Annotated in this window: 14 protein-coding genes; 9 read left to right on the plus strand and 5 right to left on the minus strand. The window is 67.8% G+C overall.

The window, feature by feature from the left end; all coding sequences use genetic code 11:
- The first annotated feature begins 401 nt into the window (after positions 1-401).
- The 4 genes from M673_RS03130 to M673_RS03145 all read left to right on the plus strand — a co-directional run bounded on the left by M673_RS03130 (position 402) and on the right by M673_RS03145 (position 4,618).
- Positions 402-1,565 carry a GGDEF domain-containing protein gene (locus tag M673_RS03130; protein WP_061973516.1) on the plus strand — a complete coding sequence of 388 codons (1,164 nt, stop codon included), beginning with the start codon at positions 402-404 and terminating at the stop codon, positions 1,563-1,565.
- 182 nt (positions 1,566-1,747) lie between these two features.
- A complete protein-coding gene (locus tag M673_RS03135) occupies positions 1,748-2,617 on the plus strand; it encodes an acyl-CoA thioesterase (protein WP_061973518.1) in 870 nt (289 codons plus the stop codon).
- A gap of 257 nt (positions 2,618-2,874) precedes the next feature.
- Positions 2,875-3,213, plus strand: coding sequence for a P-II family nitrogen regulator (locus tag M673_RS03140; protein WP_061973520.1), 339 nt, complete (start codon positions 2,875-2,877; stop codon positions 3,211-3,213).
- A gap of 16 nt (positions 3,214-3,229) precedes the next feature.
- A complete protein-coding gene (locus M673_RS03145; protein ID WP_061973522.1) occupies positions 3,230-4,618 on the plus strand; it encodes an ammonium transporter in 1,389 nt (462 codons plus the stop codon).
- An 83-nt stretch (positions 4,619-4,701) separates the two neighbouring features.
- Here the strand turns inward: M673_RS03145 and M673_RS03150 are convergent, their stop codons facing one another.
- Positions 4,702-5,013 (minus strand): GNAT family N-acetyltransferase, encoded by a 312-nt coding sequence (locus M673_RS03150; protein WP_061973524.1) that lies wholly within the window; start codon positions 5,011-5,013, stop codon positions 4,702-4,704.
- Positions 5,014-5,568: 555 nt separating this feature from the next.
- Here M673_RS03150 and M673_RS03155 point away from each other — a divergent pair.
- From M673_RS03155 to M673_RS03170, 3 genes are all read left to right on the plus strand, one after another.
- A complete protein-coding gene (locus tag M673_RS03155) occupies positions 5,569-8,817 on the plus strand; it encodes a DNA translocase FtsK (RefSeq protein ID WP_061973525.1) in 3,249 nt (1,082 codons plus the stop codon).
- A gap of 746 nt (positions 8,818-9,563) precedes the next feature.
- Complete coding sequence (locus M673_RS03165; RefSeq protein ID WP_061973527.1) at positions 9,564-10,232, plus strand: outer-membrane lipoprotein carrier protein LolA; 669 nt, start codon at positions 9,564-9,566, stop codon at positions 10,230-10,232.
- Positions 10,233-10,306: 74 nt separating this feature from the next.
- A complete protein-coding gene (locus tag M673_RS03170) occupies positions 10,307-10,558 on the plus strand; it encodes a hypothetical protein (RefSeq protein WP_244493262.1) in 252 nt (83 codons plus the stop codon).
- 10 nt (positions 10,559-10,568) lie between these two features.
- Here M673_RS03170 and M673_RS03175 read toward each other — a convergent pair whose 3' ends face one another.
- Positions 10,569-11,189: an ATP-dependent Clp protease proteolytic subunit gene (locus M673_RS03175; RefSeq protein ID WP_061973529.1), complete on the minus strand. Its 621-nt coding sequence runs from the start codon at positions 11,187-11,189 to the stop codon at positions 10,569-10,571.
- Between the two features lie 61 nt (positions 11,190-11,250).
- Between M673_RS03175 and M673_RS03180 the strand changes: the two genes are divergently transcribed.
- Positions 11,251-11,748 (plus strand): GNAT family N-acetyltransferase, encoded by a 498-nt coding sequence (locus tag M673_RS03180; RefSeq protein WP_187301291.1) that lies wholly within the window; start codon positions 11,251-11,253, stop codon positions 11,746-11,748.
- 70 nt (positions 11,749-11,818) lie between these two features.
- Here M673_RS03180 and M673_RS03185 read toward each other — a convergent pair whose 3' ends face one another.
- The 3 genes from M673_RS03185 to M673_RS03195 all read right to left on the minus strand — a co-directional run bounded on the left by M673_RS03185 (position 11,819) and on the right by M673_RS03195 (position 13,436).
- The gene (locus M673_RS03185; protein WP_061973531.1) at positions 11,819-12,163 is read right to left on the minus strand and encodes an SRPBCC family protein; all 345 of its coding nucleotides are present in this window, start codon (positions 12,161-12,163) and stop codon (positions 11,819-11,821) included.
- The gene (locus M673_RS03190) at positions 12,160-12,474 is read right to left on the minus strand and encodes an ArsR/SmtB family transcription factor (protein ID WP_061973532.1); all 315 of its coding nucleotides are present in this window, start codon (positions 12,472-12,474) and stop codon (positions 12,160-12,162) included. The genes M673_RS03185 and M673_RS03190 overlap by 4 nt, the downstream gene beginning before the upstream one ends.
- A 77-nt stretch (positions 12,475-12,551) precedes the next feature.
- Entirely contained in the window at positions 12,552-13,436 is an 885-nt protein-coding gene (locus M673_RS03195) for an alpha/beta fold hydrolase (RefSeq protein WP_061973533.1), read from the minus strand.
- Between the two features lie 120 nt (positions 13,437-13,556).
- On the opposite strand from M673_RS03195, the gene M673_RS03200 reads away from it, so the two are divergent.
- Positions 13,557-14,360, plus strand: a complete 804-nt coding sequence (locus M673_RS03200; RefSeq protein WP_061973534.1) for an exodeoxyribonuclease III — start codon at positions 13,557-13,559, stop codon at positions 14,358-14,360.
- Positions 14,361-14,510: the final 150 nt, after the last annotated feature.

A 14,510-nucleotide genomic window follows, 5' to 3' on the forward strand; every position in this document is an offset into this window, starting at 1 on the left:
CGGCGTCGCGCGGGGGGCGGGTTGGGGTCCGCGGGCCGACGAGAGAGATCATCAGTAAAACTGAGAATAATTCTCTGTTGACCACGGCGTGAAGACTTATCAAACGATCTATTCCAGCGGTGGAACGGGATCGCGAGGAAGGAAATGGTACGGGAAGCGCGCGACGATTCGGCTGATCACCTTCCATTTTGGCGTGGTTCCTCGACGGAAGGTCGAGGGTCCGTAGCGGAAGTAGGCTTTCCCTCAGCTGATCGACGACGCGGCAAGGCCGCTTTCCGACCCTCCAAGCCTCGTGTGCGAAGCGGCGCGACCGGACGGCTGCGCGCCGAGCCGTTCCTTTCGAGCCCGGGACGGGTGCCGCTGGGTTCCGTGTTCGACCGGGCATCGACCGGGAGGCAAGCGTGAACCGCCAGAACCCGAGTGCCGGTCCGAACGCCGAGTCGGAAGGTCTTTACACCACCCTCGTCGCCGGCCTTGCCCATAGTCTCGTCCCCAGCACGATCATGGGCCTGACATTGGTGACCGTCGGCGCCTTCGCCTATTCCATCTTGGAGTCTCTCGGCGTCCTGGCGGCCACCTGCATCGGCGGTCTGGCTTCCAGCGCCAAGGTCGCGCTCGTCGCGCTGCATCGCCGGCGGCTGCGCCGTCCCTTCGTCGGGCTGGAGGAGGCTCGGATCTGGGAGATCGCGCATCTCGTGACGACCTGCGCCGTGGCCTCCTCGGTCGGTGCCCTGGGAAGCGGCCTGTTCGCGCGCTCCGACGAGTCCCTGCACATGCTCGCGACCGGAGTGGTGTTCGGCTATGGACTGGGCATCGTGGCGCGCATCTTCATCCGGCCCAGAATCGCCATGGCGGCCCTGTTGATCGCCGCCTTGCCGACCGCCGCTTCGGCCTTTGCCTTCGGCGCTACGCCCGATCGCATCCTCGCCGTGATCCTCCTGGCCTTCCTCGGCGCGGGTCTCGAGAGCGTGCGCTATCTCTACAACGTCTCCGCCGCCGAGATCGCGTCGCGCCTCCAGATGGGCCATCTCGCCCGCACCGACGCGCTGACGGGCCTTGCCAACCGCTTCGTGCTGCAGGAGGCCGCGCAATGGTTCGACGTACGGCGGGAGGGTTTCACCGCCGTCCACTGTTTCGACCTCGACGCGTTCAAGTCCATCAACGACCAGTTCGGCCATGACGCGGGGGACGACCTCCTGCGCGAGGTGGCCTCTCGGCTGCGGACCTTTCTTGCGGAGGGGGACCTCGCCATCCGCACCGGAGGCGACGAGTTCGTGGTGCTGCAGATGGCGCTGGAGCGCGCGGACGACGCCGATGTCTTCGCCGGCCAGCTCGTGGAGGTCCTCACCCAGCCCTATCCGCTGAGCGGGCGCTCCGTCCGGGTCGGCGTCAGCCACGGCTATGCCGTCTCGCCGGCCGGCGCGGCCAGTCTCGACGCCCTGATGCGCTCGGCGGACGCCGCGTCCTACCGTGCCAAGTGGCGCGGCGGCGGCCTGGAACAGGCGGTCTGGTCCGCCGAGCCGGCCGGCGCCCTGAAGGCGGGCCGCTCGCTGAAGAGCAATTGACCGGCTTCTTGTCCCTGCGGCCTGCGGAGGTGTCGCCGGGCTTCGCTCGAAGTCGGCGCGAGGCCTGAGTGTCGCCCCGCCCCGTGCCCTTGCCGCACGCCGCCCCATAAAGCATGGAACGCCCGCGCCGCGCCGGCCCTTCGCCGGGGAAGCGTGCTTTGTCCTGAAACGAGGAAAACCGCATGAACGATCTGGTGGCCAAGCTGGTGGCGACGCTCGATCTGGAAAGGCTGGAGGAAAACCTCTTTCGCGGCACCAGCCCCGATATCGGCTGGCAGCGCATCTTCGGCGGGCAGGTGATCGCGCAGGCGCTTGTCGCCGCGCAGCGCACAGTGCCGGCCGACCGCCCGGTCCATTCGCTCCATGGCTATTTCATGCGCCCGGGAGATCCGCGCGTGCCGGTGATCTACGAGGCGAGCCGCCTGCGCGACGGCGGCTCCTTTTCCACGCGCCTCGTCACCGCGATCCAGCACGGGCAGGCGATCTTCACGCTGTCGGCCTCGTTCCAGCGGCCCGAGGAAGGGCTCGACCATCAGATTGCCATGCCCGCCGTGCCGGGGCCGGACGACCTGCCCTCGGGCGAGAGCCTGGGCGCCGACATCCTGCGCCACGCGCCCGAGCCGATCCGGCGCTACTGGATGCGGCCGCGCGCGGTGGAGTTCCGCCCGGTCTCGACCGAGCACTATTTCACGCGCGACAAGCTGGCGCCGGAGCAGCGCATCTGGGTGCGCGTGACGGCCGATGTCGGCGAGGACGCCGCGCTCAACGCCGCCGTCATGGCCTATCTCTCCGACATGACGCTGCTCGACACCTCGCTCTTCGCCCATGGCCTGTCGGTGTTCGACGAGCGCATCCAGGCCGCCAGCCTCGACCATGCCATGTGGTTTCACCGGCCGCTGCGCGTCAGCCAGTGGCATCTCTATGCGCAGGACAGCCCCTCCTCCTCCGGCGGGCGCGGGCTGACGCGCGGCTCGCTCTTCTCGATGGACGGAACGCTCGTCGCCTCGGTCGCACAGGAAGGGCTGATCCGCCCGCGACGCGCGCCGTCCTGAGGCCATTCCGCTCAAAAGGCAGGCAATTGCCGAAAAACCCGGCAATCGTTACGGGGCCTTCACCGTACCCCTGACCATCGCATCGGCAAAAAGCGCTTTCGCGCCGCACAATTACGGCTGAAATCCGGCCGTCGCTTAATTGGCACGCATCTTGAATAGAGTCGGGATAGTCCCGTCGGCCGCCCGGCCGGCACGGGCCCGTCTCTCGGTCGAACGCTTCGCAGGAAGGGTTCGATCCCTCCAGGTTCGAGGTGCTCATGAAAATCGTGATGGCGATCATCAAGCCATTCAAGCTGGACGAGGTGCGCGAAGCGCTCACCGCCGTCGGCATCCAGGGTCTGACCGTCACCGAGGTGAAGGGCTACGGCCGCCAGAAGGGCCACACGGAAATCTATCGCGGCACCGAATATGCCGTCAGCTTCCTGCCCAAGCTGAAGATCGAGCTCGCGGTTCCCACCGACATGGTGGACCGCGCAGTGGACGTGATCGCCTCGGCCGCCAAGACCGGCCAGATCGGCGACGGCAAGATCTTCGTGTTCGGCATCGAGCAGGCCGTTCGCATCCGCACCGGCGAAACCGACGCGAACGCGCTTTGAGGGGACCGAGAGTCACATGCGTTTTCTGAAATCCATCGTTCCGGCACTGGCGGCGGCGAGTCTCGCGCCCTTGGCCGCCTTCGCGCAGGACACCGGCGTCGCGCCGGCGCCCGAGACGGTCGCACCCGCCGTCGCCGCAGCCGCGGCCGACGTCATGAACAAGGGCGACGTCGCCTGGATGCTCGTCTCGACGCTGCTCGTCCTGTTCATGATCCTGCCCGGCCTCGGCCTGTTCTACGGCGGCCTGGTGCGCGCCAAGAACATGCTTTCCGTGCTCATGCAGTGCGTCACCATCACCGCCGTGGTGATGATCGTCTACGTGCTCTACGGTTATTCCTTCGCCTTCGGCGGCTCCACCAGCGCCTTCTGGGGCGGCACGGGCAAGTTGTTCCTGGCCGGCATCACCAAGGACACGATGGCAGCGACCTTCACCAAGGGCGTCGTCATTCCCGAATATGTCTTCATCGCCTTCCAGATGACCTTCGCCTGCATCACGCCGGCGCTGATCGTCGGCGCCTTCGCCGAGCGCATCAAGTTCGGCGCCGTGGTGCTGTTCACCATCCTCTGGGTGACGATCGTCTACTTCCCGATCGCCCACATGGTCTGGGACGCGAACGGCTTCATCTTCCTCGGCCATCATGCGGGCGGCGTCGCGGCGCTGGACTTCGCGGGCGGCACGGTGGTCCACATCAACGCCGGCATCGCGGCGCTGGTCGGCTCCTTCCTGGTCGGCAAGCGCACGGGCCTCGGGCGTGACAACATGGCCCCGCACTCCATGACGCTGACCATGGTCGGCGCCTCGATCCTCTGGGTCGGCTGGTTCGGCTTCAACGCCGGCTCCAACCTCGAGGCCAACGGCGGCGCGGCGCTCGCCATGCTCAACACGTTCACGGCGACGGCCGGCGCGGCGGTGGCCTGGGTGGTCATCGAAGCCATGGCGCGCGGCAAGGCCTCCATGCTCGGCGCCGTGTCGGGCATCGTCGCCGGCCTCGTGGCCGTGACACCGGCGGCCGGCGCCGTCGGCCCGATCGGCGGCATCGCGCTCGGCGCCATCGCCTCGGCCGCCTGCTACTTCTTCGTAGCGGTGGTGAAGCCCAAGGTCGGCTACGACGACTCGCTCGACGTGTTCGGCATCCATGGCGTGGGCGGCATCATCGGCGCCATCGGCACGGGCGTCTTCGCCTCCACCTCGCTCGGCGGCGGCGGCTATCTCGAAGGCGTCACCATGGGCACGCAGGTCTATTCGCAGATCGTCGCCGTGCTCATCACCCTGGTCTACAGCGGCGTCGTCTCGGCGATCCTCTACAAGATCGTCGACGCCGTGATCGGCCTGCGCCCGACCGTGGAAGCCGAGCGCGAAGGTCTCGACCTCACCTCGCATGGCGAGGCGGCGTACCACGCCTGATCATCATCAGGCCTCCTGATCCATCAGGCCATAGATCGACGGCAGGCGGAGCGATCCGCCTGCCGTTTTCGTTTGCGCACTCGTCAGATGCGGCCGAAGGGCTTCTCCTCGCGCACGGCGAGATCGGCGTAGCGCTCGGGATGGCGCTCGAAGACGCGCCGGACATAGGAGCAGGCCGGCACCACCGTCATGCCCTTCTCGCGGGCATAGGCGACGGCGCGCTCCAGAAGCGTCTCGGCGATGCCTTGGCCGCGCAGGTGCTCGGGAACATAGGTGTGGTCGAAGACCAGCGAGTTCTGGAGGCCGGCGGGCGAATAGGTCAGCTCCGCCCGGTCCTCGCCCTCGCCGGTGGTGAACAGCCCGCCCCGGCCGTGATCCTCGTGCCTGATCTCCATGATCGTCTCCTTTCCGGTTCGCAGATGGCTCCCGGCACTATGTCGCAGGGGGCGGCATCGGTTCCATCACGCTCGCGCCAGCGCCTCCCTTCACAGCCCGGTCCGGCCGCCTGTCAGCAGCCCGCTCGCGACCATGGATGGCAGGTCGGGCAGGGCTTTTCGGCCCTCCCTGTCGGCCACTTTCCAGCCTTCGCGCCTGCGATGAGCCTTGAGAAGGAGCCGAATTCGCGCCCGCTCTGCGCCTCAAACCTCGTCGCCTCGAGCGGGCCGAACGAGCCTGGAGGCATCGACGCGTCAGCTTGGTCTCGGCAGGCCCGAAGCGCGTCCCCAGGCAGGAACACCATCCCTGATCCGTCCTCGAACCGCTTGATGTCGTTTCGCGGCGGCGAGAGGGTTAAACGCGTCTTAACTAGCTTTCTTTACCTTGCCTGGATCAAGGCCGCGTTCCGCGCGGGCCGCCGCCTCGCGCCTTCGCGCGCCGGCGCGGCCCGCATCGTTCGGGCGCGGCATCGGGCACATGCGGGTTCGTCCCGCCGGACTTCAGGGCTCAAGGGCATGGCGATGGCATCGATCGACGCAAGGGATGAGGGCACGGGCCGGCTCGGCCGCCCGGCACAGGTGTTGGTGGGCCTGGCGCTGGTCGCCACGTCGATCTGGCTGGCCGTGTCCTTCGTGAGCTGGACGGTGGACGATCCGTCCTTGAGCTATTCCAACAGCAATCCGGTGCGCAATCTGGCGGGCGCGTCCGGCGCCATCGTGGCCGATCTCGCCATGCAGCTCTTCGGCCTCGGCGCCGTGCTCCTGCCGCTGCTTCTCACCGCGCGCGGGCTGCTTCTCGTCATGGGCCGGCGCGTCGGGCGCGCGGGCGCGCGCGCCTGGTGGGCGCTCGCCGGCATGGCGCTGGCCAGCGCGGCGCTCGGCTGCCTCCAGGCGCCGGGCGGCTGGCCGCTGCCGATCGGCCTCGGCGGCGTCGTCGGCGATCTCGTCCTGAAGATTCCCGCCATCGTCACCGGTTCCTATCCCGAGGGCTCGCTCGGCGTGGTTCTGGCCGCCTTGTTCTCGCTGCCGGCCGCCTGGTGCGTCCTCAACGGCGCCGGCCTCATCGCCCGCCAAGCCGACGAGTTCGAAGCCCAGGCCGGCGGTCGCCACGCATCCGGCCGCGACGACGAGTTCGAGCGCGAAGGCCCGCTGCAGCTTCTGGCGGGCGCTGCCGGCCATTGGCTCTATTCCGCCCGTTCCGCGCTGGGCCGCCGGGTCGGCGACATGGCCGAGGCGCGTCGTCGGCGCGAAGACCCGTTCGCCCACCGCGAGTGGGATCGCGACGCCCCCCTGATGCCGCCCGCCCCGGAGGCGCGCCTGCGCGATGCGCTGCGCGCCGTGGAAGAAGAGGAGCGCAGCCCCGCCGCCCGCGAGCCGCGCGTCGCCCGCGTCGTGCAGCCGCCCCGGTTCGAGGAGCCGGTGGAGTTCGGCGAGCCCGTCGAATACGACCCGCACGAGGAAGAGGCGTCCTTCGTGCCGCAGCCGGCCGCGCGCCCAGCGGCCCGCGCGCCCGCCGCCGGCACCCGCGCGACGCCGGTCGCCCCGCCCGTGGTGCCCGCGCCCGAAACCCCGGCGCGCCGCACGGTGGACACGAGCCGCGCCACGGTTCGCCACGGCCGCTCGGACTGGAACGGTTCCTACAAGATGGCCCAGCGCGAGGCCGCGCTCGCCGCCGCGGAAGCCGCCCGCACCGCCCAGGCCGCCGAGCCGAACGGCACCGCGGCCGACGCCTTCGAGACCGAGGCCGCCTACCAGGAGGCCGCCCGCCAGCTGGACGAGGCGCGGCTGGAGGAAGCGCGCTACGAGGACGAGGCGGGCTATGACGACGCGCGCTATGCCGACGACGAGGCGCCGTTCGAACTCGAAACCCATCCGACCTTCGGCGACGAGAGCCGGCCGACGCTGGAAGAGCGCATCGCCCTCGAAGAGGACGAGGACGACTTCGCTGTCGACGCCGACATGCGCCGCCAGCCGGAGCCCGAGCCGGAGGAACAGGGCGGCTGGCGCGGCTTCATCGCCAACAACATCGTGGCCTTTCCCGGCCTGAAGCGCGGCGGACGGGCCGAGCCCGAGCCGGCGCGCGCCCCCGCGCCCCAGCCCCGCATGACCCCGCAGGCGCCGGCGGCGGCCCGTCCCAGCGCCATCGACGCCCGCCCGGCCCGCGTGCAGATGCAGCCGGCGGCCGAGATGCTGTCGCGCCAGTCTTCCCGCGCGCGCCTTGCCGAGCTCGGCAACCCCGAGCTGAACGAGGAGTTCATCCTCCCGCCGATCGAGCTTCTGGCGCCGCCCAAGCCGCGTGGTCGCGACAATTCGCTGACGCCCGAGATCCTGCAGGAGAACGCGCGGCTGCTCGAAGGCGTGCTGGACGATTTCGGCGTGAAGGGCGAGATCATCGAGGTTCGCCCCGGCCCGGTCGTGACGCTCTACGAGCTGGAGCCGGCGCCGGGCATCAAGTCGAGCCGCGTCATCGGCCTCGCCGACGACATCGCCCGCTCCATGTCGGCCATCGCCGCGCGTGTCGCTGTCATTCCCGGCAAGAACGCCATCGGCATCGAGCTGCCGAACCAGCGCCGAGAGACCGTCTATTTCCGCGAGATGATCGGCTCCGACACGTTCGCCGGCTCCAAGGCCAAGCTGCCGCTGGCGCTCGGCAAGACGATCGGCGGCGAGGCGGTGATCGCCGATCTCGCCAAGATGCCGCATCTTCTCGTCGCCGGCACGACCGGCTCGGGCAAGTCGGTCTCGATCAACACGATGATCCTGTCGCTCCTCTACCGGATGACCCCGGCCGAGTGCCGCATGATCATGATCGATCCCAAGATGCTGGAACTCTCGATCTACGACGGCATCCCGCATCTTCTGGCCCCCGTCGTGACCGATCCGAAGAAGGCCGTGGTGGCGCTGAAGTGGACGGTGCGCGAGATGGAGGACCGCTACCGCAAGATGTCGAAGCTCGGCGTGCGCAACATCGACGGCTTCAACGCTCGCGTCGCCACCGCGATCGAGCGCGGCGAGACGATCTCGCGTACGGTGCAGACCGGCTTCGACCGCGAGACCGGCGAGCCGATCTTCGAGTCCGAGCAGTTCGACCTCGCGCCGCTGCCCTATATCGTCGTCATCATCGACGAGATGGCCGACCTCATGATGGTGGCCGGCAAGGACATCGAAGGCACGGTCCAGCGCCTCGCGCAGATGGCCCGCGCCGCCGGCATCCACGTCATCATGGCGACGCAGCGCCCCTCGGTCGACGTCATCACCGGCACGATCAAGGCCAACTTCCCGACCCGCATCTCCTTTCAGGTGACCTCAAAGATCGACTCGCGCACCATCCTGCAGGAGCAGGGCGCCGAGCAGCTGCTCGGCATGGGCGACATGCTCTTCATGGCCGGCGGCGGTCGCATCCAGCGCGTCCACGGCCCCTTCGTCGGCGACGACGAGGTGGAGGAGATCGTCAAGCATCTGAAGACCCAGGGCGTGCCAGAATATCTCGACGCGATCCTGGAAGACGAGGACGAGGAAGGCCCGGCGCCGGCCTCCGGCGGCGGCTCGGCTGGCGGCATGGAGGAAAGCGCCGATCTCTACGACCAGGCGGTGGCGATCGTCCTGCGCGACGGCAAGGCCTCGACCTCCTACGTCCAACGCCGCCTCCAGATCGGCTACAACCGCGCCGCCTCGATCATCGAGCGCATGGAGCGCGAAGGCATCGTCGGCCCGGCCAACCACGCCGGCAAGCGCGAGATCCTGGTGCCGACCGACAACGCCTGATCACGACGGCTCGCGCCCGGCAGGGACGCGCGCCTCGGGCGAGCAACATAAAGGCGGGCGCGAGCGATCGCGCCCGCCTTTGCGTTTGGGGCCTGCATGAGCCTTGCGTTGGGAAGATCGCTTCACCTCAACTGGGATTGGCGGGCGCATGATTGGTGAATGCTCGAATCGCCATTGGATGTGGCCGTCTCACATTGGCTCTCGGTCGGGGAAGCATGTCAAACTGCAGCGATGAATAAGAAGCCGAGCCATCGTTTCGACGATCAACTTATACAAGAGCTCATGGCCAAGATGAGCGCGCTCCGTATGCGTTTCGATGAGGAGCGCAACGACCGAGCTCCTTTCGACATGACGCTGAAATGCACACTTTGTTCGGACGGAGTTGTCACCGGATGGTATCGGGAGCCCCTCTACGGAGGAATGACCTGCAGCACGCCTGGATGCATGAAGTTGCACTTCTAGTCCCATGTGCCGGTCCGATCGCGTATATCTTTTGTGGACGAGTTTCATTCGCCGCGTGGGTTGAAAAGGACTGACCCCACCTCGATCACATCGGCGGGGGCTCTCGCATTCGGGCTTGGCATCGCTCGCGTGGCGCGCCATCTCGGCTATCAGGAAACGAACGCGGCCATGCCGCATTGCCGCCAGAGCGACGCGCTAGGCTGAAACGATACGGATCGGCGAAGCGCGCGGGGGAGGGGCCTGTCCCTGCGGCGGCGCCCAAGGCCAAGGACAAGGAAACGGACATGACGACGAGCTTTCCCCGGACCGCCCCCCGGATCGCCAAAGCGGCGCTTGCCGCCACGCTGCTTCTCGGCGCGGTCCTCGCGCCGGCGCTGACGGCGGGACCGGCCATGGCGCAGGCGGCCGGGGCGGCGGCGACGGCGCAGCGCGTCGCCGACCATTTCTCCGCCGTGCGCTCGATGAAGGGCAATTTCGTGCAGTTCGACGCCGCCGGCAACCAGACCGAGGGCACGTTCTTCATGGAGCGCCCGGGCAAGATCCGCTTCGACTACACCGGCTCGCCGGTGCGGGTGATTTCGGACGGCTCCCAGGTCGCGGTCAATAACCGCAAGCTCAACACCTGGGACCTCTATCCCCTGTCCAAGACGCCGCTGAAGCTTCTGCTCGACCAGCGCATCGACCTCTCGTCGGCCAATATCCAGAGCGTGAAGGAAGGGCCGGACCTCACCACGATCGTGATGGGCGACAAGTCGGTCTTCGGCAATTCGCGCATCACCATGATGTTCGACCCCAACACCTACGACCTGCGCCAATGGACGATCCGCGACGCGCAGGGCAAGGACACGACCGTCATGGTCTACAATGTCGAGGACGGCGCCTCGGTGAACAACGACCTCTTCGCCATCCCCTATTCGCAGATCGCCACCGGCCAGACCGGCGGCAAGCGCTGAGCCCAGGCGGGCGGGTCGGCCGTGCAACCGCGCGGCCTCGCCCGTCGTTGGGCGGGAAAACAGGGATGATCCCGATGCGCGCGATCCTTATGCTCCTGCCCGCGCTTGTCATGGCCAGCTGCACCACGGTGACGCCCGAGACGCGGCGAGCCGCCGACGAGGCGCGCTGCGCCGACTATGGCTTCCGGCGCGGCACGGACGGGTTCGCCGCCTGCCTCCAGCGGATCGACCTGTCACGCGAGGGCAACCGCCGCGCCCGCCTTTACGACGACCCGTTCTATGTCGGTGGCGTGGTGCCGGGCGGCGGCTATGGGCGGGTGTGGTGACACTCGAAGCTTAGGCCGAGCCGACCAATCCCGGCCTCTCCCGCTTGGCGAGGATGCGGTCGATCAGTCCCCATTCCAGCGCCTCCTCGGCCGAAAGGAAGCAGTCCCGGTCGAGCTTGCGCTCCACCTCCTCGTAGCTGCGCCCGCAATGCTCGGCATAGAGCCGCGTCATGCGATGCTTCACCTTCCGCGTTTCCTCGGCATGGATCAGGATGTCGGAGGCTTGGCCCTGGAAGCCACCGAGCGGCTGGTGGACATGAATGGAGCTGTTGGGCAGGGCGCAGCGCTCGCCGGCCTGACCCGCCATCAGGAGGAAGGAACCCATGGAGCGCGCCGTGCCCATGCAGAGCGTGTGCACCGGGGCCTCGATGAACTGCATCGTGTCGTACATGGCGAGCCCGCTCGTCACCACACCGCCGGGCGAGTTGATGTAGAGATGGATGGGCTTTTTCGGATTCTCCGCTTCCAGGAGCAGAAGCTGCGCGCAGACCAGCGCCGAGACCTGGTCGTTCACCTCGCCGTTCAGGAAGATGACGCGCTCGCGCAGGAGCCGGGAGAAAATGTCGAAGGCCCGCTCGCCGCCGCGCGACTGTTCGACGACCATAGGGACGAGTTGCATCGCTTCGCGCATCGGCGAATTCCTTGAGAATGGAGGGAAGGGAAAGGTGGCAGTGAACCGGAAAGACGATCCCGTGGCCCCCGAGGAGGTCACGCTATCGACGGTCGATGAGAGCCATTTCGAGCAGCTGCGCGAACTCTATGCCGTCACATGGCGCGCGACTTACGAGGATCTTGTCGGGTCTTCTGTCGTGTCGGACATGGTGGCGCAGCTTTCGGGGCCAGCCGTCGGTGGCATGGCGCCGGCAGGGGTTCAGGTCTTCGGCGCCTATTTGCCAAACGGCCGGTTGGTCGGCGCTTCGATCGTGCGTGAAGCGAAAGGCGTCGCTTACCTGTGGGGCATGTATGTTCTGCCGCCCTATCAGAGGTCCGGTGTCGGACGGCGCTTGATGACGGCCGCTACCGACTCGCTGACCACCGCGAAGGCGGTGGAAGTGCGAGTCCTGAAGAAGAGTCTCGGCGCGAGGTCCTTTTACGAGGCCCTGGGTTTCGTGGTGATCCGTGAAGAGGATGAGGAGATGTTTGCCGGTGTCGTCGAAAGGCTCCTCGTCATGGCATGCTCTCGAACGTGAAGGCCGTGGATCGGGGACGGGCCTTTCACGCCTTGGGAATAGACGTGACTTGCAGGCGAAAGAGTTGCAGCTAGGCCGCGCGGGCGCGCGGCGTCCGGTTGCCGTTGGCCGCCATCAGGCAGCGCCCGCCTCCACTGAGTCGATGCAAAATGCGAAGCCGCGTGCCGCCCGAGGGCGTTTCGCAGATGCGGAAGGTCACCGAGCTTTCAAGGAAAGGCGGCGTGTCCTCGCGCAGGCGATAGCTGATTTCCCGGCCGGGAACGGCGGAGACCGGTTCCGGCTCGGCCAGGGCCGCGTCAGGCAGCCAGGCGTCGCGGAAGGCGGGGATGCTGAGCGCCCGCCAGAGCTTTTCCGGCGGCTCGTCGAACTCGTAGGCAAGGTCCAGCCCGGGCTCGGTGGTCGCGCTCTCGCTCATTGGTCCATGTCCCGCAGAAGGGTCTTGAGATCGTCCATGCGCGCCGGCCAGACGCGGCGGTACTTCGCCAGCCATTGCGCCACACAGCCAAGGCCCGCCGGGTCCACCTCGTAGCGCACGAACCGGCCCTCCCGCGTTTCGCTGACGAGGCCCGCCCCTTTCAGCACCGAGAGATGCTGCGACATGGCGGGCTGGCTGATGCTCATGCCCTCGCGCAGGGCGCTGGCATGCGTGCCGCCGAGTGCCAGCTTCTCGAAGATCGCGCGGCGCGTCGGGTCGGCCAGGGCCTTGAAGATGTCGTCTTCCATCATGCCGATACATAAGCATCGGCTTATGTGATTCGCAAGTGGCGATTTCGCTGGGACTTCGATGGATCGACGGTGACGGGTCAGCCCTTGGCGAAGAAGCGCTCCAGCGCGGCCAGCGTCTCCTCAGGCGCTTCCTCCACCAGGAAATGGCCGGACTCGATGGCCTGACCCTCCACCTCGTCGGCCCAGCTCCGCCAGATGGCGAGCGGGTCGCCGTTCTTGGCGGGCGTGCCGTCGGTGCCCCAGAGGATCAGCGTCGGGCAGGCGAGGCGCCGGCCGGCCTCGCGGTCGGCCGCGTCGTCGGCGGGGTCGATCGTCGCGCCGGCGCGGTAGTCCTCGCAGGGGCCGTGCGCGCCGCCGGGCTGCGAGAAGCTCTTGCGGTATTCCGCCAGCGCTTCCGACGCGAAGGGCGCGGTGGATTTCGACTTGGTCCAGCTCGCCAGCGTGTGATCGAGATAGAAGACGGGGTCGCTGGCGATAAGTCGCTCGGGCATCGGATTGGGCTGGGCGAGAAAGGCCCAATGATAGGACGACAGCATGCCACTCGCGTCGATGCGCTCCCACATTTCCAGCGTCGGCAGGATGTCGAGAAGCGCGAGGCGCCGCACGCGATCGGGATGGTCGAAGGCGAGGCGATAGGCAACGCGCGCGCCCCGGTCGTGGCCGGCGAGGTGAAAGCGCTCGTGCCCGAGCGCGCGCATCACGGCCACCATGTCGGCGCCCATGCGGCGCTTGGAATAGCCTTCGCCACCGGAGGATTCCGGCGCGCTCGAGCGCCCGTAGCCGCGAAGGTCTGGCACGATCACGGTGAAGCGCTCGGCCAGCCTTTCGGCGATCGGCGCCCACATGGCGCCGGTCTGGGGATAGCCGTGGAGGAGCAGAAGCGGCTCGCCCGAACCCTTGATCCGGCAGAAGATCGTCGCGCCCTCGCCGGGCACGTCGCGCGTCTCGAAGCCTTCGAACATGCTTGGCCTTCCCCTCCGCCCACTTGCCGGGCTTCAACGCGTGAGATCGGCCATCCGTTGCCTTGCGAGCAGACGCCTTCTCCCTTACGCAGCCCTTGCCCCCGAATGCGAAAGCCGCCCATGCCCTTCACCATCGCCACCTGGAACATCAATTCGGTGCGCCTGCGCCTGCCGATCGTGGAAGACTTCCTGCGCCGCGAGGCGCCGACCGTGCTCTGCCTGCAGGAGACGAAGTGCCCGAACGAGCTCTTCCCCGAAGAGGCGTTCCGCGCGCTCGGCTACGAGCACATCGCGCTGCATGGGCAGAAGGGCTATCACGGCGTCGCGACGCTTTCGCGCCTGCCCTTCGACGACATCCTGCGCCAGGATTTCTGCGCGATCGGCGACGCGCGCCACCTCTCGGTGCGCCTCACGGCGCTGGGCGGCCCCTTGCGCATCCACAATCTCTACGTGCCGGCCGGCGGCGACGAGCCGGACCCGGCGATCAATCCGAAGTTCCGCCACAAGCTCGACTTCCTGGAAGAGATGCGCCTGATGCGGGCCGACAGCGAGCCGGGCGTTGCCTCCATTCTGGTGGGCGATCTCAACATCGCTCCCTACGAGGAGGATGTCTGGAGCCACAAGCAGCTTCTCAAGGTCGTCTCGCACACGCCGATCGAGACCGAGGGGCTGATCCGCATTCTCGATGAGGGCAACTGGCGCGATCTCGTGCGCCATCACATCCCTCTGCCGCAGAAGCTCTACACGTGGTGGAGCTACCGCGCCAAGGATTGGGACGGCGCCGACAAGGGCCGCCGGCTCGACCATGTCTGGGGCTCGGACGGCCTGCCCGCCATGGTGCGGGACGTGCGCGTCCTGCGCGAGGCGCGCGGCTGGGACCGGCCGTCCGACCATGTGCCGGTGATCGTGTCGCTGGAGAAGTGATCGTTCCGCTGAGGGGGGGCGTCCCTTCAGCCTTTGGAACCGCTCCAGAACCTGTGGCCGGGTTGCATCGGCGCCGGCAAAGCTGCGTGCGAAGCCCAGCGTGGTTTTCCTGTCAGTGACCATGCCAACGCTCATGAACGCCCAGCCGCA

The sequence above is a fragment of the Aureimonas sp. AU20 genome (assembly GCF_001442755.1).
Classification (GTDB): Bacteria; Pseudomonadota; Alphaproteobacteria; order Rhizobiales; family Rhizobiaceae; genus Aureimonas.

Bases quoted from the DNA above. Each gene is read 5' to 3' on its own strand.
- M673_RS03175 (WP_061973529.1), bottom strand. From the start codon at position 11,189: ATGCGCGAAGCGATGCAACTCGTCCCTATGGTCGTCGAACAGTCGCGC.
- M673_RS03165 (WP_061973527.1), top strand. From the start codon at position 9,564: ATGACGACGAGCTTTCCCCGGACCGCCCCCCGGATCGCCAAAGCGGCG.
- M673_RS03185 (WP_061973531.1), bottom strand. From the start codon at position 12,163: ATGAGCGAGAGCGCGACCACCGAGCCCGGGCTGGACCTTGCCTACGAG.
- M673_RS03145 (WP_061973522.1), top strand. From the start codon at position 3,230: ATGCGTTTTCTGAAATCCATCGTTCCGGCACTGGCGGCGGCGAGTCTC.
- M673_RS03140 (WP_061973520.1), top strand. From the start codon at position 2,875: ATGAAAATCGTGATGGCGATCATCAAGCCATTCAAGCTGGACGAGGTG.
- M673_RS03190 (WP_061973532.1), bottom strand. From the start codon at position 12,474: ATGATGGAAGACGACATCTTCAAGGCCCTGGCCGACCCGACGCGCCGC.
- M673_RS03135 (WP_061973518.1), top strand. From the start codon at position 1,748: ATGAACGATCTGGTGGCCAAGCTGGTGGCGACGCTCGATCTGGAAAGG.
- M673_RS03195 (WP_061973533.1), bottom strand. From the start codon at position 13,436: ATGTTCGAAGGCTTCGAGACGCGCGACGTGCCCGGCGAGGGCGCGACG.
- M673_RS03170 (WP_244493262.1), top strand. From the start codon at position 10,307: ATGCGCGCGATCCTTATGCTCCTGCCCGCGCTTGTCATGGCCAGCTGC.
- M673_RS03200 (WP_061973534.1), top strand. From the start codon at position 13,557: ATGCCCTTCACCATCGCCACCTGGAACATCAATTCGGTGCGCCTGCGC.
- M673_RS03150 (WP_061973524.1), bottom strand. From the start codon at position 5,013: ATGGAGATCAGGCACGAGGATCACGGCCGGGGCGGGCTGTTCACCACC.
- M673_RS03155 (WP_061973525.1), top strand. From the start codon at position 5,569: ATGGCGATGGCATCGATCGACGCAAGGGATGAGGGCACGGGCCGGCTC.